26 protein-coding genes are annotated in these 22,271 nt (G+C 40.9%); 18 read left to right on the top strand and 8 right to left on the bottom strand.

Translation table 11 applies throughout. The features are described 5' to 3' along the window. Window positions 1-24: 24 nt before the first annotated feature. The 3 genes from QM874_RS06700 to groL all read left to right on the top strand — a co-directional run bounded on the left by QM874_RS06700 (window position 25) and on the right by groL (window position 2,496). The gene (locus tag QM874_RS06700) at window positions 25-420 is read left to right on the top strand and encodes a single-stranded DNA-binding protein (protein WP_414316709.1); all 396 of its coding nucleotides are present in this window, start codon (window positions 25-27) and stop codon (window positions 418-420) included. Between the two features lie 156 nt (window positions 421-576). After that, window positions 577-861, top strand: a complete 285-nt coding sequence (gene groES, locus QM874_RS06695) for a co-chaperone GroES (RefSeq protein WP_414316708.1) — start codon at window positions 577-579, stop codon at window positions 859-861. Window positions 862-876: 15 nt separating this feature from the next. Then, window positions 877-2,496 (top strand): chaperonin GroEL, encoded by a 1,620-nt coding sequence (gene groL / locus QM874_RS06690; RefSeq protein ID WP_414316707.1) that lies wholly within the window; start codon window positions 877-879, stop codon window positions 2,494-2,496. Between the two features lie 99 nt (window positions 2,497-2,595). Here groL and serS read toward each other — a convergent pair whose 3' ends face one another. The 3 genes from serS to QM874_RS06675 form a co-directional block, all read right to left on the bottom strand. After that, window positions 2,596-3,870, bottom strand: a complete 1,275-nt coding sequence (gene serS / locus QM874_RS06685; RefSeq protein ID WP_414316706.1) for a serine--tRNA ligase — start codon at window positions 3,868-3,870, stop codon at window positions 2,596-2,598. Between the two features lie 213 nt (window positions 3,871-4,083). Next, the gene (locus QM874_RS06680) at window positions 4,084-4,455 is read right to left on the bottom strand and encodes a DUF956 family protein (protein WP_414316705.1); all 372 of its coding nucleotides are present in this window, start codon (window positions 4,453-4,455) and stop codon (window positions 4,084-4,086) included. A gap of 2 nt (window positions 4,456-4,457) precedes the next feature. Continuing rightward, window positions 4,458-5,822 carry an aspartate kinase gene (locus tag QM874_RS06675; protein ID WP_414316704.1) on the bottom strand — a complete coding sequence of 455 codons (1,365 nt, stop codon included), beginning with the start codon at window positions 5,820-5,822 and terminating at the stop codon, window positions 4,458-4,460. 159 nt (window positions 5,823-5,981) lie between these two features. Between QM874_RS06675 and QM874_RS06670 the strand changes: the two genes are divergently transcribed. The 15 genes from QM874_RS06670 (at window position 5,982) to QM874_RS06600 (ending at window position 18,566) form a co-directional block, all read left to right on the top strand. Then, window positions 5,982-6,542, top strand: coding sequence for a hypothetical protein (locus QM874_RS06670; RefSeq protein ID WP_414316703.1), 561 nt, complete (start codon window positions 5,982-5,984; stop codon window positions 6,540-6,542). Window positions 6,543-6,652: 110 nt separating this feature from the next. Beyond that, window positions 6,653-7,438, top strand: a complete 786-nt coding sequence (locus tag QM874_RS06665) for an enoyl-CoA hydratase (protein WP_049508924.1) — start codon at window positions 6,653-6,655, stop codon at window positions 7,436-7,438. A gap of 91 nt (window positions 7,439-7,529) precedes the next feature. Then, on the top strand, window positions 7,530-7,964 hold the full coding sequence (locus QM874_RS06660) for a MarR family winged helix-turn-helix transcriptional regulator (protein WP_000386343.1): 435 nt from the start codon (window positions 7,530-7,532) through the stop codon (window positions 7,962-7,964). Further along, complete coding sequence (locus QM874_RS06655; protein ID WP_414316702.1) at window positions 7,964-8,938, top strand: beta-ketoacyl-ACP synthase III; 975 nt, start codon at window positions 7,964-7,966, stop codon at window positions 8,936-8,938. The genes QM874_RS06660 and QM874_RS06655 overlap by 1 nt, the downstream gene beginning before the upstream one ends. Before the next feature lie 56 nt (window positions 8,939-8,994). Next, window positions 8,995-9,219 (top strand): acyl carrier protein, encoded by a 225-nt coding sequence (locus tag QM874_RS06650; protein WP_000257840.1) that lies wholly within the window; start codon window positions 8,995-8,997, stop codon window positions 9,217-9,219. 116 nt (window positions 9,220-9,335) lie between these two features. Then, complete coding sequence (gene fabK / locus QM874_RS06645; RefSeq protein ID WP_045763680.1) at window positions 9,336-10,310, top strand: enoyl-[acyl-carrier-protein] reductase FabK; 975 nt, start codon at window positions 9,336-9,338, stop codon at window positions 10,308-10,310. After that, a complete protein-coding gene (gene fabD / locus QM874_RS06640; RefSeq protein ID WP_375555680.1) occupies window positions 10,303-11,223 on the top strand; it encodes an ACP S-malonyltransferase in 921 nt (306 codons plus the stop codon). The genes fabK and fabD overlap by 8 nt, the downstream gene beginning before the upstream one ends. Before the next feature lie 32 nt (window positions 11,224-11,255). Beyond that, entirely contained in the window at window positions 11,256-11,990 is a 735-nt protein-coding gene (gene fabG, locus QM874_RS06635) for a 3-oxoacyl-[acyl-carrier-protein] reductase (protein ID WP_045763682.1), read from the top strand. A 22-nt stretch (window positions 11,991-12,012) separates the two neighbouring features. Beyond that, window positions 12,013-13,248 carry a beta-ketoacyl-ACP synthase II gene (gene fabF / locus QM874_RS06630; protein WP_045763683.1) on the top strand — a complete coding sequence of 412 codons (1,236 nt, stop codon included), beginning with the start codon at window positions 12,013-12,015 and terminating at the stop codon, window positions 13,246-13,248. Window positions 13,249-13,250: 2 nt separating this feature from the next. After that, complete coding sequence (accB, locus tag QM874_RS06625; protein ID WP_414316701.1) at window positions 13,251-13,733, top strand: acetyl-CoA carboxylase biotin carboxyl carrier protein; 483 nt, start codon at window positions 13,251-13,253, stop codon at window positions 13,731-13,733. After that, a complete protein-coding gene (fabZ, locus tag QM874_RS06620) occupies window positions 13,730-14,152 on the top strand; it encodes a 3-hydroxyacyl-ACP dehydratase FabZ (protein WP_000565515.1) in 423 nt (140 codons plus the stop codon). The genes accB and fabZ overlap by 4 nt, the downstream gene beginning before the upstream one ends. Window positions 14,153-14,163: 11 nt before the next feature. Continuing rightward, window positions 14,164-15,531: an acetyl-CoA carboxylase biotin carboxylase subunit gene (accC, locus tag QM874_RS06615; RefSeq protein WP_281335157.1), complete on the top strand. Its 1,368-nt coding sequence runs from the start codon at window positions 14,164-14,166 to the stop codon at window positions 15,529-15,531. Window positions 15,532-15,717: 186 nt separating this feature from the next. After that, the gene (gene accD / locus QM874_RS06610) at window positions 15,718-16,581 is read left to right on the top strand and encodes an acetyl-CoA carboxylase, carboxyltransferase subunit beta (RefSeq protein WP_049503080.1); all 864 of its coding nucleotides are present in this window, start codon (window positions 15,718-15,720) and stop codon (window positions 16,579-16,581) included. Further along, the gene (locus tag QM874_RS06605) at window positions 16,581-17,348 is read left to right on the top strand and encodes an acetyl-CoA carboxylase carboxyl transferase subunit alpha (RefSeq protein WP_414316700.1); all 768 of its coding nucleotides are present in this window, start codon (window positions 16,581-16,583) and stop codon (window positions 17,346-17,348) included. Before accD ends, QM874_RS06605 begins: the two co-directional genes overlap by 1 nt. A 492-nt stretch (window positions 17,349-17,840) precedes the next feature. After that, a complete protein-coding gene (locus QM874_RS06600) occupies window positions 17,841-18,566 on the top strand; it encodes a lysostaphin resistance A-like protein (RefSeq protein ID WP_414316699.1) in 726 nt (241 codons plus the stop codon). 54 nt (window positions 18,567-18,620) lie between these two features. On the opposite strand, the gene nusB is transcribed toward QM874_RS06600, so the two are convergent. The 5 genes from nusB to QM874_RS06575 form a co-directional block, all read right to left on the bottom strand. Beyond that, entirely contained in the window at window positions 18,621-19,043 is a 423-nt protein-coding gene (nusB, locus tag QM874_RS06595) for a transcription antitermination factor NusB (protein WP_000203647.1), read from the bottom strand. After that, the gene (locus tag QM874_RS06590; RefSeq protein ID WP_049503061.1) at window positions 19,036-19,425 is read right to left on the bottom strand and encodes an Asp23/Gls24 family envelope stress response protein; all 390 of its coding nucleotides are present in this window, start codon (window positions 19,423-19,425) and stop codon (window positions 19,036-19,038) included. The genes nusB and QM874_RS06590 overlap by 8 nt, the downstream gene beginning before the upstream one ends. 28 nt (window positions 19,426-19,453) lie before the next feature. Continuing rightward, the gene (gene efp, locus QM874_RS06585; protein ID WP_000568646.1) at window positions 19,454-20,014 is read right to left on the bottom strand and encodes an elongation factor P; all 561 of its coding nucleotides are present in this window, start codon (window positions 20,012-20,014) and stop codon (window positions 19,454-19,456) included. Window positions 20,015-20,094: 80 nt separating this feature from the next. Further along, on the bottom strand, window positions 20,095-21,222 hold the full coding sequence (locus QM874_RS06580; protein ID WP_414316698.1) for an SPFH domain-containing protein: 1,128 nt from the start codon (window positions 21,220-21,222) through the stop codon (window positions 20,095-20,097). Between the two features lie 9 nt (window positions 21,223-21,231). Continuing rightward, complete coding sequence (locus QM874_RS06575; RefSeq protein ID WP_414316697.1) at window positions 21,232-22,230, bottom strand: TIM44-like domain-containing protein; 999 nt, start codon at window positions 22,228-22,230, stop codon at window positions 21,232-21,234. Window positions 22,231-22,271 lie beyond the last annotated feature (41 nt).

Below are 22,271 nucleotides of genomic sequence, written 5' to 3'. Positions count from 1 at the left end.
ATAGATAAGTAGGAGGATGAAAAAATGTATAATAAAGTTATTATGATTGGACGTTTGACGTCTACACCAGAATTGCACAAAACCAACAATGACAAGTCCGTTGCACGAGCAACTATCGCAGTAAATCGTCGTTATAAAGACCAAAACGGGGAACGTGAAGCTGACTTCATCAATATTGTTGTCTGGGGCAAACTTGCAGAGACTTTAGCTAGCTATGCAAGCAAGGGTAGCCTTATTTCGGTGGATGGCGAGCTTCGTACCCGTAAGTTTGAGAAGAATGGGCAGAAGAATTATGTAACTGAAGTTCTCTGTACAGGATTCCAACTTTTGGAAAGTCGTGCCCAACGTGCTATGCGTGAAAATAATACAGGTCAAGGCTTAGCAGATCTAGTTTTGGAAGAGGAGGAACTTCCATTTTAAAATGACAAGAGTTTGAGAGTTTTCTCCAACTCTTTTTTATGCTATAAATCAGACTTTTTTCTTGACTATTTTTGACCAAGTGATACAATAGAACTATGGTTTAGCACTCGTATACAAAGAGTGCTAACAATATGATTCTATTATGGAGGAAAACAGATGTTGAAACCATTAGGAGACCGTGTGGTCTTGAAAATTGAAGAAAAAGAACAAACTGTTGGAGGCTTTGTCCTCGCAAAATCAGCCCAAGAAGAAACGAAAACAGCTATAGTAGTGGCTACTGGACAAGGTGTTCGTACCTTGAGCGGTGAGTTAGTCGCTCCAAGTGTAAAAGCTGGAGATCATGTTTTAGTTGAAGCTCATGCAGGTATTGATGTTAAAGATGGGGATGAAAAATACCTCATCGTGGGTGAATCTAGTATCTTGGCAATCGTTGAAGAATAATAGGAGAAAGTAAGTATGGCAAAAGACATTAAATTTTCATCAGACGCTCGTTCAGCTATGGTTCGTGGCGTTGATATTCTAGCAGATACTGTTAAAGTAACCTTGGGACCTAAAGGTCGTAACGTTGTGCTTGAAAAATCATTTGGTTCTCCATTGATTACCAATGATGGTGTAACAATCGCTAAAGAAATCGAATTGGAAGACCATTTTGAAAATATGGGTGCCAAATTGGTATCAGAAGTAGCTTCTAAGACGAATGATATCGCTGGTGACGGGACAACTACTGCAACAGTCTTGACACAGGCGATCGTTCGTGAAGGAATCAAAAACGTTACAGCAGGAGCAAACCCAATTGGTATACGACGAGGGATTGAAGCAGCGGTTGCAACTGCTGTAGATGCCTTGAAGAACAATGCCATTCCTGTTGCTAACAAAGAAGCGATTGCGCAGGTTGCCGCCGTTTCATCTCGTTCTGAAAAAGTTGGTGAATACATCTCTGAAGCCATGGAAAAAGTTGGTAAAGACGGAGTTATCACCATTGAAGAATCACGTGGGATGGAAACAGAGCTTGAAGTTGTAGAAGGAATGCAATTTGACCGTGGTTATCTATCTCAGTACATGGTTACTGACAATGAAAAAATGGTTGCAGACCTTGAAAATCCATACATTTTGATTACAGATAAGAAGATTTCAAATATCCAAGAAATCTTGCCACTTCTAGAAAGCATTCTTCAAAGCAGTCGTCCCCTCTTGATCATTGCAGACGATGTTGACGGTGAAGCTCTTCCAACTCTTGTTTTGAACAAGATCCGTGGAACCTTCAACGTAGTTGCTGTTAAGGCGCCTGGATTTGGTGACCGTCGTAAGGCTATGCTGGAAGACATCGCGATTTTGACAGGTGGAACTGTTATCACAGAAGATCTTGGTCTTGAATTGAAAGATGCTACTATCGAAGCGCTTGGTCAAGCAGCTAAAGTGTCTGTTGATAAAGATAGTACAGTCATTGTAGAAGGTGCAGGTAATCCTGAAGCCATCGCTAACCGTGTCGCTGTCATCAAGTCTCAAATTGAAACAACAACTTCAGAATTCGACCGTGAAAAACTTCAAGAACGCTTGGCTAAATTGTCAGGTGGAGTAGCTGTTATCAAGGTTGGTGCTGCAACTGAAACTGAGTTGAAGGAAATGAAACTCCGTATCGAAGATGCTCTTAACGCGACTCGTGCAGCTGTTGAAGAAGGTATCGTTGCAGGTGGTGGTACTGCCCTTGTTAATGTTATCTCAGCTGTCGTTGCCTTGGAATTAGAAGGCGATGAAGCAACAGGACGTAGCATTGTTCTTCGTGCCTTGGAAGAACCAGTTCGCCAAATTGCCTACAATGCAGGCTATGAAGGTTCAATTGTTATCGATCGTTTGAAAAATGCAGAAGCTAGTACAGGCTTTAACGCTGCGACAGGTGAATGGGTGAACATGATTGAGGCAGGAATCATCGATCCTGTCAAAGTAAGTCGTTCAGCCCTTCAAAACGCCGCTTCAGTAGCAAGTCTCATCTTGACAACCGAAGCAGTTGTGGCCAACAAACCAGAACCTGTAGCACCAGCTCCAGCCATGGATCCATCTATGATGGGTGGTTACTAAGAAATAAAAATAACAGGTAGAAATGAGAATTTTCTACCTGTTTTTTAGACATTACTAAAAAAGAGGGAGCTCAGCTTCCTCTTTTTTTATCTGAAAATGTTATGGTTTGATAACTTCAGCTCCACCCATGTACGGACGAAGAACTTCTGGAATTGTCACAGAGCCATCTTCATTTTGATAGTTTTCAAGAATAGCAGCGACAGTACGTCCAACAGCAAGTCCAGAACCATTCAAGGTGTGGAGAAGTTTAACCTTACCATCTGCTTCGTCACGGTAACGGATTTGGGCACGACGTGCTTGGAAATCTTCTGTATTTGAACAGCTTGAGATTTCTCGGTAGGTATTTTGCGCTGGAATCCAAACTTCCAAGTCGTAAGTCTTAGCAGCTGAGAAGCCCATATCTCCTGTAGAAAGAGCAACTACACGGTATGGTAAGTTGAGTTTTTGAAGGATGTTTTCAGCGTTGGCTGTCATCTTTTCTAGTTCTTCGTATGATTCTTCAGGTTTAGCAAATTTCATCATTTCTACCTTGTGGAATTGGTGCAAACGAATCAATCCACGAGTATCACGACCAGCAGAACCAGCTTCAGAACGGAATGATGGACTCATAGCAGTAAAGTAGATTGGCAGTTCCTTACCATCAATAATTTCATCACGGTAGTAGTTAGTCAAAGGTACTTCAGCTGTAGGAATGAGGACATAGTTGGTATCGCTGATCTCAAAAGTATCTTCCTTGAATTTTGGATATTGGCCAGTACCAAACATAGAATCATGGTTAACCATGTAAGGGGTGATGACTTCAGTATAACCTTCCTTACCATGCTCATCTAGCATAAAGTTGTAGATGGCACGTTCCAAGCGAGCTCCGAGGCCTTTATAGAAGAGGAAACGAGCTCCAGTGACTTTTCCACCACGTTCCCAGTCAAGAATACCAAGGTCTTCTCCGAGATCCCAGTGGGCTTTTGGTTCAAAGTCAAACTCACGAGGAGTTCCCCAACGGCGAACTTCTACGTTATCATCTTCGTCTGCCCCAATAGGAACACTGTCAGCTGGGATGTTTGGAAGAGTAGTGGTAAATTCTGTCAATTTAGCATCGATTTCAGCTAATTCTGCATCGAGTGCTTTGACTTCGGCAGATAGGGTTTGCATGGCAGCAATCTTGTCGTCTGCATTTTCCTTGTTTCGCTTAGCTTGGGCAATTTCAGCAGAAACTGTGTTACGCTCAGCCTTAAGGGTTTCAACCTTGACCAAGATGTCACGACGTTTAGCGTCGATTTCTTTCATCTCATTTAAGATAGCAGCATCTACACCACGTGTAGCTAGTTTTTCTGCGACAGCATCAAAGTCTGTACGAATACGTTTGATATCTAACATATAAACTCCTTTATGAAAAAAGCACACCTGACAAAGCGTTGGAGTGGCAGGGCCACGGTTCCATCCAACTTCACAGGTGTGCACTTGATTGTGTATTTGATTTAAAACAACGGTAGAATTTCAATTAAATCTTCTATCTGCTCGCAGCATCCGCAGACTTTCTGAAAGAAGGAAGTAACCTACTTATCCGTTTCTATGATTATACTAAACTTTCTATTTTTTTGCAAATAGATTTTTAATTTTTCGGCCAATGATTTGGATTAAGGTAGGAAGTTTGACTACCTTGTCATTTCCCAGTTTTTCACGAGCTATTTTAAGAATTTTTCCAGAGTCTTTTGAGGCAAAGAGGAATTTTCCTTGATCTGTAAAGACTTCAAAATGACGACTAACCTTGCGACCTGAAACATTGGCTCCAATTTGGTTAACGCTGGACCATGGGATTTGAATATAGTCCTCGACATTACGATCTGAGTAAAATTCTAGGGCATGATCTCCGATCAGAAATTTTCCAACCTTTCCTGTAATGGAGAGATAGGAGGTTCCAGTTGTTTGCAAGTCGACGACCTTGTTGAGGGATTGTGCCATGTTTAGTCTTCCTTATTTTCCCCGAAAAATGCTTGGTAGAGAGCTTTAAGAGCGGCTTTTTCTTGGTCTTTATGGACAACAAACATGATAGAAACTTCACTAGAACCTTGTGACATCATTTGGATGTTGATGTTGTTCTCAGATAAGGCACGAGTGGCTGTAGCAGTTACCCCAATATGACGTTTCATTTTTTCCCCAACAATCATAATGATAGAGAGATCGTGTTCGATTTCAGCGTGGTCTACCTCTGCTTTTTGGACTAATTGACGAAGGATTTCTTCTTCCTTGATCGGAGTCAATTCTCGTGAACGTAAAATGATAGACAGGTCATCGATACCAGTTGGCATATGTTCCCAACCAATATTAAGGTCCTCAAGAATCTGAAGAACTTTACGACCAAAACCGATTTCGCGGTTCATCAAATACTTAGACATATTAATGCTGACAAAGCCAGAATCCCCAGCAATCCCAACAACTGGGAATTTATCGCTGCTATGTTGTAGCACAATGCGAGTACCTGGGTGGTCTGGATTGTTGGTATTTTTAATGACAAGAGGAATTTTCCCACGGTAGGCAGGTAGAAGTGCTTCATCGTGTAGTACAGAGAATCCTGCATAGGCCAATTCACGCATTTCACGGTAGGTCAATTCAGGGATAGAGTGTGGTTTATGGATAATACCAGGGTGAGCTGCAAAGATTCCATCTACATCAGTAAAGTTTTCATAGAGGTCGGCTTTGACACCAGCAGCAATGATAGAACCAGTAATATCTGATCCCCCACGTGAGAAGGTACAAATTTGATCTTCTTTAGTAACACCGAAGAAACCAGGGATAACAAGAACTTCAGTTGAATTTGTCAATTCCTCGATTTTATCATAACTTGATGGGATGATTCGCGCATTTCCAGGTTCGCTCGTAACGACGATACCAGCTTCTCTAGGATGAACATAACGCGCCTCCAAGCCATTTTGGTTAAAGTAAGCTGCAATCAACTTGGCATTGTTATTTTCTCCAGCTGCTAGGAAGGTATCATAGAGGAACTTATTATCTTCAATTGGAAGAGTAGCTAGAGAGCGAATGCTTTTTGAAATTTTTTCTAAAACGGCTGGTTTGAGACCTAATTCGCTAACCATAGCAGCATAGCGATCAATAATCCAGTTTTGGCTTTTGCTAATATCATTTCCAGCTACATAGTCGCGGTAGTATTTGATCAAGGCATCTGTCACCTTGGTATCTTCAGAATTGCGTTTACCAGGTGCAGATACAACCACAAAACGACGTTCTGGATCACTTTTGACAATATTTAAAACTTTTTCTAACTGACTAGCAGAGGCAAGCGAGCTTCCACCAAATTTAACAACCTTCATAAGAACTCCTAAAGTAAGTATTTTATACGATTATAGCAGAAAGAGGGGCTTTTTTCAATCTGGAAAATTACCTATATAATTGTTTGAAAGTCTCATCAGGAAAGCTTATAATAAAGGTGTAGGAGGAAAGACTCTTCTAATGAAAGGAGTTGGGGGAAGATGATTAAAAGAGTAGTTTGTTTAATCTTACTAGTCCTTACCTTCGTGATGATTCCTACAAATATCGGAGCAAGTTCTCAACCTCTTCCCAGTGGTCGTTTGACCGGAGAAGAATTAGCGATGGAGTATGCGCAGGAGCGTCAGATTTCAGTTGAGAGGGCTAAAATTATCTTATCTATTGGCTTGTCAGATAGTAAGGCAAGGACCTATCGAATTCTCTCTGAAAAGGTTATCGTCAATCCTAACTATGAAGCTAGAGTCAAGTTTTACTGTCGAACAGATGAAAGTGGACAATTTAGAGGAATCACGAAACTCTTAGCTGCAAGTCTGGTCAACAAGGACGGGGATAAGGAAGCTCCTTTTACAGGGAATCTTTTTGCCTACCTAGAAGATCCCAATCGTATTTTTTACATGGTTTCAGGAGAATTCTACCATAAAGGATTCAACAAAGAACAGCTCTATCAGAGAGAAGGAGGGCGGATGCTTGAAGTCATTTATGATTTCAAATATGATGCAAGTACTGGTTTTCCTTTATTTTTAGAGACCAAACTAAGTTTTTAAAATCGGCCGATACACTTTTGGTCGATTTTTCTCTTGTTTTAAAATCCAGAAAAAGATATAATTTGAAAATAAAATAATTTAATCTTCGTTGTAAATTGAAAGGAGTGCCTATGGATCATATTCTCTATCAAGTTCAAGACGATTTAGCGATACTAACTTTAAATCGTCCTGAGGTGGCCAATGGTTTTCATATTCCTATGTGTCAAGAAATTCTAGAAGCATTGGAATTGGCTGAAAAAGATGCTTCGGTTTCGTTTGTTCTCATTAATGCTGCCGGCAAAGTCTTCTCTGTTGGGGGCGATCTAGTAGAAATGAAACGTGCTGTAGATGAGGATGATATTGCTTCACTCACCCAAATCGCGGAGTTGGTAAATACGATTTCTTATAAGATTAAACAAATTCCTAAACCAGTCATTATGGAGGTGGATGGAGCAGTTGCTGGGGCAGCAGCTAATATGGCTTTGGCAGTTGATTTCTGTATTGCTTCTGACAAAGCTAAATTCATCCAGGCCTTTGTAGGTGTGGGCTTGGCTCCCGATGCGGGAGGTTTATTCTTGCTTACACGATCGCTTGGTGCGACTCGGGCAACGCAATTAGCTATGACGGGTGAAGCTTTCACAGCAGAAAAAGCACTGGAAGCTGGAGCTGTCTATCGTCTTTGTGCTAGTGATCAATTAGAAAAGACAAGAGAGCAACTATTGAAGAAGTTGAGACGAGGTTCTTCTAACTCCTATGCTGCTGTTAAGAAGTTAGTCTGGGAGAGCGAATTTAAGCAGTGGCACGAGTACGCACAGCTAGAATTGGAATTGCAAAAATCTCTATCTTATACGGAGGATTTCAAAGAAGGTGTTCGTGCACATTCTGAGAGAAGACGTCCAAAATTTATCGGAAAATAAAAAAATACTTGCACAATTCTTTGAAGTTTGATATACTTTTTTTGTCAAATGTTTTGATAGTTAAACTTTTTTGATAAGGGAGGGAAGAGAATTGGACTACCAACGGATCAATGACTATTTAACATCTATTTTTAATAACGTCCTGGTGATTGAGGAAGTGAGTTTGCGAGGTAGTCGTTTCAAGGACATCTCTATCAAGGAAATGCACACGATTGATGTGATTGGTAAGTTTCCAGATGTGACACCAAGTCAAGTGTCCAAAGAGCTGATGGTAACTCTAGGAACAGTGACAACTAGCTTGAACAACTTGGAACGAAAAGGTTACATCGAACGCTTACGTTCAGATCAGGATCGTCGTGTAGTACATCTGCATTTGACCAAGAAAGGTCGACTCGTACATCGTCTCCATAAACGTTTCCACAAGGCCATGGTCGAAAGAATTATCGAAGGCATGAGCCCAGAGGAAATGGACGTCATGAGTAAAGGTTTGACAAATCTTTATCAATTTTTGGAGGATTTGAAATAATGGCTTTTGCAAAAATAAGCCAGGTTGCTCATTATGTACCCGAGCAGATTGTCACAAATGAGGATTTAGCTCAGGTTATGGATACGAGTGATGAATGGATTTCAAGTCGAACTGGGATTAAGGAACGTCGCATTTCTAAGACAGAATCAACAGGAGATTTGGCAACGGCAGTTGCAAAACAACTCCTAGAGAAGTCAGGGATTTCTGCTGAAGAGTTGGATTTTATCATTCTAGCTACGATGACACCTGACTCGATGATGCCTTCAACAGCCGCTCGTGTTCAGGCTAAAATCGGCGCTCACAAGGCTTTTGCCTATGACTTAACAGCTGCCTGTAGTGGCTTTATCTTTGCCCTATCAACTGCAGAGAAGTTCATCTCTTCAGGAGTTTATCGTAAGGGTCTGGTCATCGGAAGTGAAACCATGTCAAAAGCTTTAGACTGGTCAGATCGCTCAACTGCTGTCCTATTTGGAGATGGAGCTGGTGGCATCTTGTTAGAAGCAAGCGAAGAGCCACATTTCCTAGCGGAGAGTCTCAATAGTGATGGTTCACGAAGTGAGTGTTTGACATATGGACAGACTGGTTTAACTTCACCATTTTCAAATCAAGAAAAGCCCGATGCTTTCTTGAGAATGGATGGTCGAGCAGTTTTTGATTTTGCGATTCGAGATGTTGCTAAGTCTATAAAAAATACTATAGTAGAGAGTCCTCTGTCGGCAGAAGAACTAGATTATCTCTTGCTTCATCAAGCTAATATCCGTATTCTAGATAAGATGGCTAGAAAGATCGGTGTAGATCGAGACAAGCTTCCTGCCAATATGACCAAGTATGGAAATACCAGTGCGGCAAGTATTCCGATCCTACTTTCAGAGTGTGTAGAGGAAGGGCTCATTCGTTTGGATGGTAGCCAAAATATTCTCTTGTCAGGCTTCGGTGGAGGTTTGACATGGGGCACGCTTATTGTTACAATTTAGGTAATCATGTGGTGAACACATTGTTATAAAAACTATTTATTTTAAAGGAGTCTATCATGGCAGTATTTGAAAAAGTACAAGAAATTATCGTTGAAGAACTTGGAAAAGATGCATCAGAAGTAACACTTGAATCTACTTTTGATGATTTGGATGCAGATTCATTGGACTTGTTCCAAGTGATCTCAGAAATTGAAGATGCTTTTGATATCCAAATCGAAGCTGAAGATAACTTGAAAACAGTTGGCGACTTGGTTGCTTACGTTGAAGAGCAAACAAAATAATTAAAATAAAAGAAGAAGGAGTAGGGGGAACCCGCTCCCTCTTGTTTAGGTAATAGTTTGACTGTCAAATTATAATGTAGTCGAACTATTACGTAAGCAAGACGTATGGAGGCACTATGAAAACACGTATTACAGAATTATTGAATATTAAATATCCTATCTTCCAAGGTGGAATGGCCTGGGTTGCAGATGGTGATCTTGCTGGAGCTGTTTCAAAAGCAGGTGGTCTCGGTATCATTGGTGGAGGAAATGCTCCTAAAGAAGTGGTTAAGGCTAATATTGATAAGATTAAATCATTAACAGACAAACCTTTTGGTGTCAACATTATGCTTCTGTCTCCATTTGTTGATGATATTGTGGACCTTGTGATTGAAGAAGGAGTTAAGGTAGTCACAACTGGTGCAGGGAATCCAAGTAAATATATGGAACGATTCCATGAAGCAGGAATCACCGTTATTCCTGTAGTACCTAGCGTGGCTTTGGCTAAACGCATGGAAAAAATTGGAGCGGATGCCGTCATTGCTGAAGGTATGGAAGCTGGGGGACATATTGGTAAATTAACGACCATGACCTTGGTTCGTCAAGTTGCAGCTGCTGTTTCAATTCCTGTTATCGCTGCTGGTGGTATTGCAGACGGTGAGGGAGCTGCAGCTGGATTTATGCTTGGTGCAGAAGCTGTGCAAGTAGGAACTCGTTTTGTAGTTGCTAAAGAATCAAATGCTCATCCAAACTATAAAGCTAAAATTTTAAAAGCTCGTGATATTGACACAACGATCTCAGCACAACATTTTGGACACGCAGTTCGTGCCATTAAAAACAAATTGACTCGTGATTTCGAACAAGCTGAAAAAGATGCCTTCAAACAAGAAAATCCAGATTTAGAAATCTTTGAACAAATGGGCGCAGGAGCCTTAGCTAAGGCTGTTGTTCACGGAGATGTGGATGGTGGATCTGTTATGGCTGGTCAGATTGCAGGTCTGGTTTCGAAAGAAGAAACTGTTGAAGAAATCTTAAAAGATATTTACTACGGTGCAGCTGAAAAGATTCAAGCAGAAGCTGCTCGTTGGGCAGGAGTTACAAGAAATGACTAAAATAGCCTTTCTATTTGCAGGTCAAGGAGCCCAGTACCTAGGAATGGGACGTGAGCTATACGACCAATATGCTATCGTCAAGGAAACAATCGACCAAGCTAGCCAAGTCTTGGGGTATGACCTTCGTGACTTGATTGATAATGATGAAACAAAGCTAAATCAGACTCGTTACACGCAACCAGCTATTTTAGCTACGTCCGTTGCTATTTACCGACTACTAAAGGAGAAAGGTTATCAGCCTGATATGGTGGCAGGTTTATCTCTTGGAGAATATTCTGCCCTGGTAGCTAGTGGTGCCTTGGATTTTGAAGATGCAGTAGCTCTAGTTGCTAAACGTGGGTCTTATATGGAAGAAGCAGCACCAGCAGGATCAGGGAAAATGGTAGCTGTCCTCAATACACCGGTTGAAGTGATTGAAAAAGCTTGTCAAGAAGCTTCTCAACTTGGTGTTGTAACTCCAGCTAACTACAATACTCCAAGCCAGATTGTTATTGGTGGGGAGGTAGCTGCAGTAGATCGTGCAGTTGAACTTTTGCAAGAAGCGGGAGCAAAACGCTTGATTCCTCTAAATGTTTCTGGACCTTTCCATACAGCTTTATTGGAATCTGCTAGTCAAAAATTAGCTCAAGCCCTGACAGAAGTTGAATTTTCTGACTTTGCTTGTCCACTTGTTGGCAATACAGAAGCAAAGGTCATGGAAAAAGAACGTATAGCAGAACTCTTTACTCGTCAAGTTAAGGAACCTGTCCGTTTTTATGAAAGTATTGCAGTCATGCAAGAAGCGGGTGTCACTCGTTTTATCGAAGTTGGCCCTGGTAAAGTCTTGTCAGGATTTGTCAAAAAAATTGATAAAACGGCTCAACTTGCTAATGTGGAAGATCAAGCAAGTCTACAAGCACTCTTGGAAAATTAGACTAATGTGGTAGAAGTTCTGAAAGGAGAAAAATGAAACTAGAACAGAAAAATGTCTTTATTACAGGCTCAAGTCGAGGAATTGGTCTAGCCATTGCTCATAAATTTGCTAGCTTGGGAGCTAACGTTGTCTTGAATAGTCGTGGTGAAATCTCCGAGGAGCTTCTAGCCGAATTTAAACCATACGGGGTGAAGGTTCTTGCTATTTCTGGTGATGTTTCTGATTTTGCGGACGCAAAACGTATGGTAGACCAAGCCATTGAAGAGCTGGGTTCAGTTGATGTCCTAGTGAATAATGCTGGGATTACTCAAGATACTCTCATGCTCAAGATGACAGAAGAAGATTTTGAGAAGGTCTTGAAAGTCAATTTGACAGGGGCTTTCAATATGACACAATCAGTCTTGAAACCGATGATAAAAGCTCGCGAAGGTGCTATCATCAATATGTCTAGTGTTGTTGGTCTCATGGGAAATATCGGTCAAGCCAACTACGCCGCATCCAAAGCTGGTTTGATTGGATTTACTAAATCAGTAGCACGTGAGGTTGCTAATCGCAATGTGCGTGTCAATGCCATTGCTCCAGGAATGATTGAATCAGATATGACAGCAGTTCTATCTGATAAGGTCAAAGATGCCATGTTAGCACAAATTCCGATGAAACAATTTGGCCAAGCAGAGCAGGTCGCAGAGGTGACAGTCTTTCTTGCAAGTCAGGATTATCTAACGGGACAGGTCATTGCAATTGATGGTGGACTAACCATGCAATAAGAGTTAAAATAGAGGTATGAAAATGAAACTAAATCGTGTAGTAGTAACAGGTTATGGATTGACATCTCCAATTGGGAACACACCAGAAGAATTTTGGAACAGTCTTAAAAATGGAAAGATTGGAATTGGTGAAATCACCAAATTTGATCACAGTGCTTTTGACGTTCATAATGCGGCAGAGATCCAGGATTTTCCGTTTGATAAATACTTTGTAAAAAAAGATACCAATCGTTTTGATGACTATTCTTTGTATGCCTTGTATGCAGCTCAAGAAGCAGTGAACAATGCTAATCTTGATGTAGAGACTCTTGATAGAGACCGCTTTGGTGTCATCGTTGCATCAGGTATCGGTGGGATTAAAGAAATCGAAGATCAAGTGCTTCGACTTCATGATAAGGGACCAAAACGTGTAAAACCATTGACACTTCCAAAAGCCTTGCCAAATATGGCTGCAGGAAATGTTGCTATGCGCTTTGGGGCAAATGGTATCTGTAAATCTATCAATACAGCTTGTGCTTCATCAAATGATGCTATCGGAGATGCCTTCCGTTCTATCAAGTTTGGTTTCCAAGACATCATGTTGGTTGGTGGTTCAGAATCATCTATTACTCCATTTGCGATTGCTGGTTTCCAAGCCTTAACAGCTCTTTCAACAACGGAAGATCCAACTCGTGCTTCTATTCCGTTTGATAAAGACCGTAATGGATTTGTCATGGGTGAAGGATCAGGTATGTTGGTACTTGAAAGTCTAGAGCACGCAGAAAAACGTGGAGCAACTATCTTAGCTGAAGTTGTTGGTTATGGAAATACTTGTGATGCCTACCATATGACTTCACCACATCCAGAAGGTCAAGGTGCTATTAAGGCTATCAAACTTGCCTTGGAGGAAGCTGAAATCACACCAGACCAAGTAGCTTATGTCAATGCTCACGGTACATCAACTCCTGCTAATGAAAAGGGAGAAAGTGGAGCGATTGTAGCTGTTCTTGGTAAGGAAGTACCTGTATCTTCAACTAAGTCATTTACAGGACACTTGCTAGGTGCAGCAGGTGCAGTTGAAGCCATTGCAACAATTGAAGCAATTCGTAACAACTATGTTCCAATGACAGCTGGAACAACAGAATTATCAGACTACATTGAAGCAAATGTTATTTATGGACAAGGCTTGGAACGTGAAATTCCTTATGCTATCTCAAACACTTTTGGATTTGGTGGGCATAATGCAGTTCTTGCTTTCAAACGTTGGGAGAATAAGTAAAGATGAATTTAAATGAAATCAAAGACTTGATGGCGCAGTTTGACCAGTCGAGCTTGAGAGAATTTTCTTATAAAAATGGAACGGATGAGTTGCTCTTCAGCAAGAATGAAGCAAAACTTGTTGCAGAAGCAAGTCCAGCACCTCAACCTGTGGTTCCAGCAACTGCACCTACAGTTGCACCTCAAGCTCCAACTTCAACACCAGCTGTAGAAGCAGTTTCAGAATCAAATGTTACTGAATCTGTAGCTGAAGGAGATCTAGTAGAGAGTCCACTTGTCGGAGTTGCTTACTTGGCTGCTGGACCAGACAAACCTAATTTTGTTTCAGTCGGTGAAACTGTTAAAAAAGGTCAAACCTTGGTCATCATCGAAGCCATGAAAGTCATGAACGAAATTCCAGCACCTAAAGATGGTGTTGTAACAGAAATTCTAGTTGAAAATGAAGAAATGGTTGAGTTCGGGAAAGGCTTGGTACGTATCAAATGATTGATATTCAAGGAATTAAAGAAGCTTTGCCTCACCGCTATCCTATGCTCTTAGTGGATCGTGTTTTGGAAGTTAGTGAAGATACAATTGTTGCTATTAAAAATGTAACGATTAACGAACCTTTCTTCAACGGTCATTTTCCTCAATACCCAGTTATGCCTGGAGTCCTCATTATGGAAGCCTTGGCTCAGACAGCAGGTGTTTTGGAATTGTCTAAACCAGAAAACAAAGGGAAGCTTGTCTTCTATGCTGGTATGGATAAGGTTAAGTTTAAGAAACAAGTGGTTCCAGGGGATCAATTAGTCATGACAGCAACTTTTGTCAAACGTCGTGGCACAATCGCTGTAGTAGAAGCGAAGGCAGAAGTAGATGGTAAGCTTGCAGCAAGCGGTACTCTAACCTTTGCTATTGGAAACTAGGGAGGTTTTCCATGTTTCGTAAGATTTTAATTGCCAATCGTGGTGAAATCGCTGTTCGTATTATTCGTGCAGCACGAGAATTAGGAATTGCAACAGTCGCTGTCTATTCGACTGCTGACAAGGAAGCTCTCCACACGCTTTTGGCTGATGAGGCTATCTGTATCGGCCCTGGGAAGGCTACAGAATCTTATCTGAACATCAATGCCATCCTTTCAGCTGCGGTCTTGACTGAAGCTGAAGCCATTCACCCTGGATTTGGTTTTTTAAGTGAAAATTCCAAATTTGCAACCATGTGTGAAGAAGTTGGTATCAAATTTATCGGACCATCAGCTCGTGTCATGGATATCATGGGTGATAAAATTAACGCCCGTGCTCAAATGATTAAGGCTAATGTACCTGTCATTCCAGGATCAGATGGAGAAGTCCATACTGCAGAAGAGGCCCTCGCTATTGCTGAAAAAATTGGTTATCCAGTTATGCTGAAAGCTTCAGCTGGAGGTGGTGGAAAAGGGATTCGTAAGGTTGAAAAAGCAGAAGATCTTGTTTCAGCCTTTGAAACAGCCTCTAGTGAAGCCAAAGCCAACTTTGGTAATGGAGCGATGTACCTAGAGCGTGTGATCTATCCTGCTCGCCATATTGAAGTACAGATTCTTGCCGACCAAATGGGACATGTTATTCACCTTGGTGAACGTGACTGTTCGCTTCAACGGAATAACCAAAAGGTTTTAGAAGAAAGTCCTTCGATTGCTATTGGAAAAACCCTTCGTAATGAAATTGGTGCAGCGGCAGTTCGTGCAGCGGAGTCTGTTGGTTACGAGAATGCTGGTACCATTGAATTCCTGCTAGATGAAGCGACTGGTAAATTCTACTTTATGGAGATGAATACGCGTGTCCAAGTAGAACATCCAGTAACCGAATTTGTATCTGGTGTGGATATTGTCAAGGAACAAATCCGTATCGCAGCAGGTCAACCATTGACTTTGAAGCAAGAAGATATTGTTCTAAAAGGACATGCTATTGAGTGCCGTATCAATGCGGAAAATCCAGCCTTTAATTTTGCACCAAGTCCAGGTAAGATTACCAATCTTTATCTACCGAGTGGTGGTGTTGGCTTGCGTGTTGACTCAGCAGTTTATCCAGGTTATACCATTCCACCATACTATGACAGTATGATTGCTAAAATTATTGTTCATGGTGAAAATCGTTTTGATGCACTCATGAAAATGCAACGAGCTCTTTATGAACTCGAAATTGAAGGGGTGGTCACCAATGCTGATTTCCAACTCGATTTGATTTCAGATCGTCGCGTGATAGCAGGGGACTACGACACCTCATTCTTGATGGAAACTTTCTTACCACACTATCAAGAAAAAGAATAATGTAATACTCTTCGAAAATCTCTTCAAACCGCGTCAGCTTCGCCTTGGATTATATATGTGACTTGACTTCGTCAGTCTTATCTACAACCTCAAAGCAGTGCTTTGAGTAACCTGCGGCTAGCTTCCTAGTTTGCTCTTTGATTTTCATTGAGTATAAAAATAGTATAAGACTGAAAAGGGGGATGTATGGCTCTATTTAGTAAAAAAGATAAATATATTCGAATCAATCCCAATCGTTCGACTGTAAATCAACCTCAGATCAAGCCAGAGGTTCCAGATGAGCTCTTCTCCCAATGTCCAGGTTGCAAATATACGATTTACCAAAAGGACTTGGGGAGTGAGCGAATATGCCCTCACTGTGGCTATACCTTCCGTATTTCAGCTCAAGAGCGTTTAGCTTTAACCATTGATATGGGGACGTTTTTGGAAATGTTTAAAGGGATTGAGACTCAGGATCCTTTGAATTTTCCAGGCTATCGTAAAAAATTGACTTTGATGCGTGAAAAGACAGGTCTTGATGAGGCTGTTGTAACAGGAACAGCTTTGATTAAGGGAGAGAAGGTTGCCCTTGGCATCATGGATTCTAACTTTATCATGGCATCGATGGGGACAGTTGTTGGTGAGAAAATCACTCGCTTGTTCGAATATGCGACCGCTGAAAAATTACCTGTCGTATTGTTTACAGCTTCTGGTGGAGCACGAATGCAGGAAGGAATCATGAGCTTGATGCAGATGGCCAAAATCTCTGCCGCAGTCAAACGTCATTCCAATGCAGGTCTCTTTTATCTGACAATCCTTACTGACCCGACGACTGGAGGAGTAACAGCTTCCTTCGCTATGGAAGGGGATATCATCTTGGCAGAACCTCAAAGTTTGGTAGGTTTTGCTGGACGCCGTGTGATTGAAAATACAGTAAGAGAAGACCTACCAGAAGACTTCCAGAAAGCAGAGTTTTTACTGGAACATGGTTTTGTAGATGCAATTATTAAACGGCGAGAATTGCCAGATACGATTGCTCGATTAGTAAGACTACACAGGAGGGAGAGTTGATGAATATTGCGAAAATCGTTAGAGAAGCTCGTGAACAAACTCGCCTAACAGCTTTGGACTTCGCAACAGGAATTTTTGATGATTTTATTGAGCTGCATGGGGACCGCTCCTTCCGTGATGATGGTGCTATTATTGGTGGTATCGGTTGGTTGGGAGACCAAGCAGTGACTGTTGTTGGAATCCAAAAAGGTAAAAGTTTACAAGATAATCTTAACCGTAATTTTGGCCAACCTCATCCTGAAGGTTACCGAAAAGCCCTTCGTTTGATGAAGCAAGCTGAAAAGTTTGGTCGTCCTGTTGTTACCTTTATCAACACCGCTGGTGCCTATCCAGGTGTAGGGGCAGAGGAACGTGGACAAGGTGAAGCTATCGCCCGTAATCTCTTTGAAATGAGTGATTTAAAAGTTCCCATCATTGCGATTATCATCGGTGAAGGTGGATCTGGTGGAGCTCTTGCACTTGCAGTAGCTGACCGTGTTTGGATGCTTGAAAATTCCATCTATGCCGTACTGAGTCCTGAAGGATTTGCTTCTATTTTATGGAAAGATGGAACTCGTGCCATGGAAGCAGCTGAGTTGATGAAAATCACCTCGTATGAGTTGTTGGATATGCAAGTTGTTGATAAGGTCATCTCTGAGGTGGGTCTATCAAGTAAAGAACTGATCAAGCAAGTGAAAGAACAACTTCAAGCGGAGCTAGACACACTTGGTAAACTTTCGCTAGAACAACTCATTGAAGAACGCTACCAACGCTTTAGAAAATATTAAAAAGAAAGAGAGTGGGACAGAAATCGGTAATTCGTTAGAATTCGATTTCGTCGTCCCACCTCCGCACAGTTGAGTAGGGCTGTAAAAGCTGATGAAATCAGCGTAGTAGAGCCCACTCAACCACAGCGTCTTGCTCGACAATCCAAAGACAATTGAGAGGCCAGGACTTTTGTCCCAGCCTCTTTTTGGCTGCTATAAAAAAGACATTTCAGGATTAAAAATTGATAGTTGAGGAAATAACTGCTAAAATAATCAAAAAAATATGTATAATGAACATATAGGCTTAGAAACATATCATTTAAGAAGCTACTTGACAGCTTTTCGTTTGAAGACTTGGAGCAAGTTTCAGGCGGTGGTATGATTTGGTTAATTGACGATAAACATTGGACTTGGCCTTATGCGTATAGTATTGCAACAGATCAGAAAACTATACTTGCTGATGTGACTAGACGTGGTTCTGGTGTTGGCTATTGATAAGTTAAAGGAGTGAGTATGAAAAAACTAGGGCATTTGGGAGTCTTTGTCTTACTGGTATTTCTATCGGTTTATCTACCAGAGTTAGGGATTATGTATCTGACTAAGTTTTTAGGATGGGGGATAGATGGCTATTCTATCTTTTTAACAGTTGAAGTAACAGCTCTTTTGCTATTATTTATCTACTGGCTCAAAAAGAAAGAGATGCTCTATATTTTTGAAAATAAGGGTTCAAAGAAGTCAAGATTCTTTTACCTTGTAGTTGGTTTAGTGGCTACTTATTTTGATCGTCAATTGGTGGATGCTTTTCAGTTACAGTTTCATCATCTAATTGATAACAAGTATATCTTTCAAGACCTTCTTTCGGTCCTATACTCCAATAGGCAACCAACTTTTCTATCAACTGTTCTCAGTTTTAGTTTAACAGTAGTCGTCGGACCTATATTGGAGGAACTGATTCATAGAGGGTACTTTATGAATACCTTTTTCCCCCAGTCCAAGTACTATCTGGATGTTATCCTATCTGCTCTTATCTTTGGACTTTGTCATTTGATCCTAACTCACCGAGATCCTATCAGTTTGATCATTTATAGTTTAGGCGGTCTCTTCTATGCCCTGGTCTACCGTTGGACAAAGAACCTGAAAATTACAATCCTATGCCATAGTTTTTTCAACTTTCTCATTTATGCAAAGCCCATCTGGATTTTTGTTTATAATTATGTCTATTACCACTTTTTTAGATAGTGGAAGGCAAAGAAAAAAGTGTTTGATAACTGTCAAACACTTTTTCTATATTATTTAATCTTCTTCTGTCACAAATTGACTGAGGAGTCCATTGATGAAACGGGCTGATTTTTGATCTGAAAAGCTCTTAGCAAGTTCAATAGCTTCGTTAACAGCTACGAGCTGAGGAGTATCAAATGAAGTGATTTCAAAAACTCCTAGGCGTAGTAAATTCTTTTCTACCAAAGTCAGACGATCGATGGTCCAACCAGTTTTCAAATGTTGAGTAATTTGTTTGTCCAGATCATCCTTTTTAGCTTGGACACCAGAAACGAGCTCTACAAGGAAGTTAGGAAGTTGTACGTCTGTATCTTCGCGATCATGTGTGTAGGCGAAGCGACAAGCAGTTTCTAAATCTGAACCATATTCAAGACTCATCAAGGCTTGGAAAGCACACTTACGTAGTTCACGTCTAGATTCTAATAATGGACTAGTCATTGAGGAAGTCCTCGTCGAATAAGTCTTTCAATTCTGGTTTTGGTGTTTTATCTGGAACGATACCTGCAACGTGAATGTTGACAGCAGAGATTTCAACATCAGCCATGTTACGGACAGCATCCTTAACAGCTTTCTGGATAGCCATAGCAACCTTAGGAACTTTGACACCGTACTCTAGGTAGAGGTAGATATCAGCTGTGAGCTCATCGTTTGCTTCTTTTAGATATACGCCACGACCAAGAGAAAGTTTTGAAAGGGTGTCAGATACTGATTTGTTTGAAAAAGAGTGTACGCCTTCAACTTTCGCAGTTGCAATAGCAATGATTTTTTCAAGTACACGTGGGGCGATGACGATTTCGCCAAGTTGTTCTTCAATTCCCATAGAATGACCTCTTTCTAGTTTCTAGAGATTAGGCGCGAGAAACGTAAGTTCCTTCTGCAGTGTTGATAATCAATTTTTGACCTGCTTCGATGAAGTCTGGAACGTTCACAACAAGACCAGTTTCCATTGTTGCTGGTTTACCAGAACCTGTAACAGTAGCACCTTTGATAGATGGTTGTGTTTCAGCAACTGTCAATTCAACAGTAGTTGGTACAGTCACACCGATTACTTCAGTTCCGTAGAATTGGATTTTTACATCTGAGTTTTCAAGGATGTAAAGCAATTCGTTTTCAACATTCACAACAGGAATTTCGTATTGGTCATAAGTTTCTGTGTTCATGAAGTAAGCTGTGTCATCCATTTTGTACAAGTATTGAGCTGGAACTGTTTCGATGATCGCTTGCTCAAATTTTTCTTCTGGGCGGTAGCTTGTTTCAAAAGTTGAACCAGTACGGACATCACGCAATTTCATACGCATGATAGTGTTTCCTTTACCTGGTTTGTGGTGGCTAGCTTCCAAAACGCGGATCAATTTTCCTTCAGCTGTTTCAAAAGTCATACCAGCCTTTAGTTTACTTGCTTCAATCATGATTTTACCTCTTTAATAAATAGTTTACTCTTTATTGTACCATAAAATGCAATAATTCTCAAATATCAGATTAGCTTGAATTAGTTGACTGGTACGATATTTCCTTCTTCATCTTTGGTTACGAGAACATACTTACCGTCTACCTCGATGTAAAAGTTCTTGCTTGCAGTTTGCCCATTATTTTGAATAGGGGCTTGAGTTTGGGCTTGTTGGTTGAGTTGACCACCAAGTGTTTGTCCTAGGTTCATTCCCATAATCATGTTCATACCATTACCATTGCCTTCATTGTTAGCAGCAGCGATGAGAGCTTCATTACGAGCACGACGTTCTTCAATCTCAATTGTATTGTACTTCATAGCGACAAGTTCGCTATCAAGCTTACGAATAATATCTAGACTTTCTTGATCATAGCTCAAGTCTTCAAGTAGGATGTTGGTTGTTTCAATTCCATAAAGTCCAGTCCATACCTTATTAACCTCTTGTTTTGCCAGCTCATTAAAAGTATCTTGATTGGCATTAAGGCTATAGATATCAACTCGGTTTTCATTTGTAAATTTGGCGATTGCAATAGCAATTTTAGGAGAGATATTTTGTCTGAGAGTTCCCTGAGCGATATCTTTCAAGGTAAATGCTCTATGATCTTCAATTTGTTGACTGATGGAGCTGACATAAAATAGGACTGGATCAGCAACTTTGATATCAAACAAGCCGTAGAAACGAATATTGAGCAATTGTTGGTAACGTTCACTGAAGTATTCTACAGCATTCTGTGTACCGAATTTATTACCGGCAACGGGTTGCATACGGATAAAGATGATTTCTTGTTGGGTAATGACTTGACCACCAAAAGAGAAGCGGTTTTTGAAATTTTCCCAAGTCCCCTTTATACCACCCTTTTCAAGAAGCCAGGCATTATCTCCAGAACGCCATTCGTAGCTACCAGCTTCTAAGACATCACCAAGGAAGGTTCCGTTGTTGACAAGAACAGCTACATAACCTTGTGGGACAATGACCACAGAACCGTCTGTTAAAAGTCCGGTATTCTGGTTGCTTTGTCTAGAGGTGCCATCTGGATCTTTTGTAAGGAGTTGTCCTTTAATGGCCAAAGCATCAGCTGTTAGGTTGTTTGGAAGAACAATAGCTTCTTTAAATTTGCTATCGTTGAAACTATTAAGCCCTGAAGATAGGGCAGCACGAATAAATCCCATAATTTCCTCCTAATTATAAAGTTCGTCTTCATCCACGACATCGTAGGTATCGAGTACCCATTGGTTTGGACTACGTGTTAGATCAGCATCACAATAGTCACATTTACTGATAGCTGAGATTTTCAATGGTGCACCACAGTTTGGACAGTGGTCACTAATGGCTTTATCATTGATATTTAGCTCAGTTTGACTTCCGTGTTTACGGATAAAGTTCATTTGATAGACTGTAAACAAGTCCTCTTGAGGATTACCTTCGATAACACGTTTGCTTTGGTCTTCAATGACATAGTCTCTGAGTGTAGATGATAGGATAACAACAAGGGTATCATTTCCATCATGATTTTCATAGAAATCTTTGATACGAACATTCTCAACATAGACTTTTTCTAAAACATTGGTTGTTTTCGCCCGAATATGATCTTCGAGTTGTGTGCTGTGTTGAGAATAGAGACTAGCGCTTTCAAGAGAACGAACCAAATTCCAGTCCTTTTTAGTCCAGGCGGCCTGTAACTGAATGTAGACTTCCTTAACCCAAGATGTGAAAGTCCTTGCGTCAAAGTTTGGATCAGCTTGTTTAAGACGATTGATTGCTGAACGATTATTTTCAACTATACGATAGCGAGGAGGCTCAGTCTTGTAACTAGTAGAGCTAGTATAGGACTTGTCAGAAGATTTGCGATCGTTCATATATTTAGTAAGGATAATGGCGATATAGATAAAGATGACTAGCATGACTAGTCCATTCATTCCAAAGCCAAGTAACCCTGAACTGAAGGAACTACCACCAGAACGGTAGCTACTTCTGTAGGAAGAACTACCGCTATTACTGCTACTGGAACGACTTCGGCTACTACTTGAACTGGAATGACTCCGACTGCTACTTGAACTGGAGCTACTACGGCTAGAGCTACCACTTCGAGAATGTCCTACCCCTGCATCGATGGATTGCATGGGTGTAACGAAAAGGAGTAGTAAACAGGTGGCGAGAAGAGTATATAACTTTTTCATATGTCTCCTAACTATATGAATGCATACTGCAAGGCATCAGA

This window comes from Streptococcus infantis, from assembly GCF_047463615.1.
Classification (GTDB): Bacteria; Bacillota; Bacilli; order Lactobacillales; family Streptococcaceae; genus Streptococcus; species Streptococcus infantis_X.
The sequence above is the reverse complement of the archived record's forward strand: the minus strand, read 5'-3'. Positions and strand labels throughout refer to the sequence as shown.

Bases quoted from the DNA above. Each gene is read 5' to 3' on its own strand.
- QM874_RS06700 (WP_414316709.1), top strand. From the start codon at position 25: ATGTATAATAAAGTTATTATGATTGGACGTTTGACGTCTACACCAGAA.
- groES (WP_414316708.1), top strand. From the start codon at position 577: ATGTTGAAACCATTAGGAGACCGTGTGGTCTTGAAAATTGAAGAAAAA.
- groL (WP_414316707.1), top strand. From the start codon at position 877: ATGGCAAAAGACATTAAATTTTCATCAGACGCTCGTTCAGCTATGGTT.
- serS (WP_414316706.1), bottom strand. From the start codon at position 3,870: ATGTTAGATATCAAACGTATTCGTACAGACTTTGATGCTGTCGCAGAA.
- QM874_RS06680 (WP_414316705.1), bottom strand. From the start codon at position 4,455: ATGGCACAATCCCTCAACAAGGTCGTCGACTTGCAAACAACTGGAACC.
- QM874_RS06675 (WP_414316704.1), bottom strand. From the start codon at position 5,822: ATGAAGGTTGTTAAATTTGGTGGAAGCTCGCTTGCCTCTGCTAGTCAG.
- QM874_RS06670 (WP_414316703.1), top strand. From the start codon at position 5,982: ATGATTAAAAGAGTAGTTTGTTTAATCTTACTAGTCCTTACCTTCGTG.
- QM874_RS06665 (WP_049508924.1), top strand. From the start codon at position 6,653: ATGGATCATATTCTCTATCAAGTTCAAGACGATTTAGCGATACTAACT.
- QM874_RS06655 (WP_414316702.1), top strand. From the start codon at position 7,964: ATGGCTTTTGCAAAAATAAGCCAGGTTGCTCATTATGTACCCGAGCAG.
- QM874_RS06650 (WP_000257840.1), top strand. From the start codon at position 8,995: ATGGCAGTATTTGAAAAAGTACAAGAAATTATCGTTGAAGAACTTGGA.
- fabK (WP_045763680.1), top strand. From the start codon at position 9,336: ATGAAAACACGTATTACAGAATTATTGAATATTAAATATCCTATCTTC.
- fabD (WP_375555680.1), top strand. From the start codon at position 10,303: ATGACTAAAATAGCCTTTCTATTTGCAGGTCAAGGAGCCCAGTACCTA.
- fabG (WP_045763682.1), top strand. From the start codon at position 11,256: ATGAAACTAGAACAGAAAAATGTCTTTATTACAGGCTCAAGTCGAGGA.
- fabF (WP_045763683.1), top strand. From the start codon at position 12,013: ATGAAACTAAATCGTGTAGTAGTAACAGGTTATGGATTGACATCTCCA.
- accB (WP_414316701.1), top strand. From the start codon at position 13,251: ATGAATTTAAATGAAATCAAAGACTTGATGGCGCAGTTTGACCAGTCG.
- fabZ (WP_000565515.1), top strand. From the start codon at position 13,730: ATGATTGATATTCAAGGAATTAAAGAAGCTTTGCCTCACCGCTATCCT.
- accC (WP_281335157.1), top strand. From the start codon at position 14,164: ATGTTTCGTAAGATTTTAATTGCCAATCGTGGTGAAATCGCTGTTCGT.
- accD (WP_049503080.1), top strand. From the start codon at position 15,718: ATGGCTCTATTTAGTAAAAAAGATAAATATATTCGAATCAATCCCAAT.
- QM874_RS06605 (WP_414316700.1), top strand. From the start codon at position 16,581: ATGAATATTGCGAAAATCGTTAGAGAAGCTCGTGAACAAACTCGCCTA.
- QM874_RS06600 (WP_414316699.1), top strand. From the start codon at position 17,841: ATGAAAAAACTAGGGCATTTGGGAGTCTTTGTCTTACTGGTATTTCTA.
- nusB (WP_000203647.1), bottom strand. From the start codon at position 19,043: ATGACTAGTCCATTATTAGAATCTAGACGTGAACTACGTAAGTGTGCT.
- QM874_RS06590 (WP_049503061.1), bottom strand. From the start codon at position 19,425: ATGGGAATTGAAGAACAACTTGGCGAAATCGTCATCGCCCCACGTGTA.
- efp (WP_000568646.1), bottom strand. From the start codon at position 20,014: ATGATTGAAGCAAGTAAACTAAAGGCTGGTATGACTTTTGAAACAGCT.
- QM874_RS06580 (WP_414316698.1), bottom strand. From the start codon at position 21,222: ATGGGATTTATTCGTGCTGCCCTATCTTCAGGGCTTAATAGTTTCAAC.
- QM874_RS06575 (WP_414316697.1), bottom strand. From the start codon at position 22,230: ATGAAAAAGTTATATACTCTTCTCGCCACCTGTTTACTACTCCTTTTC.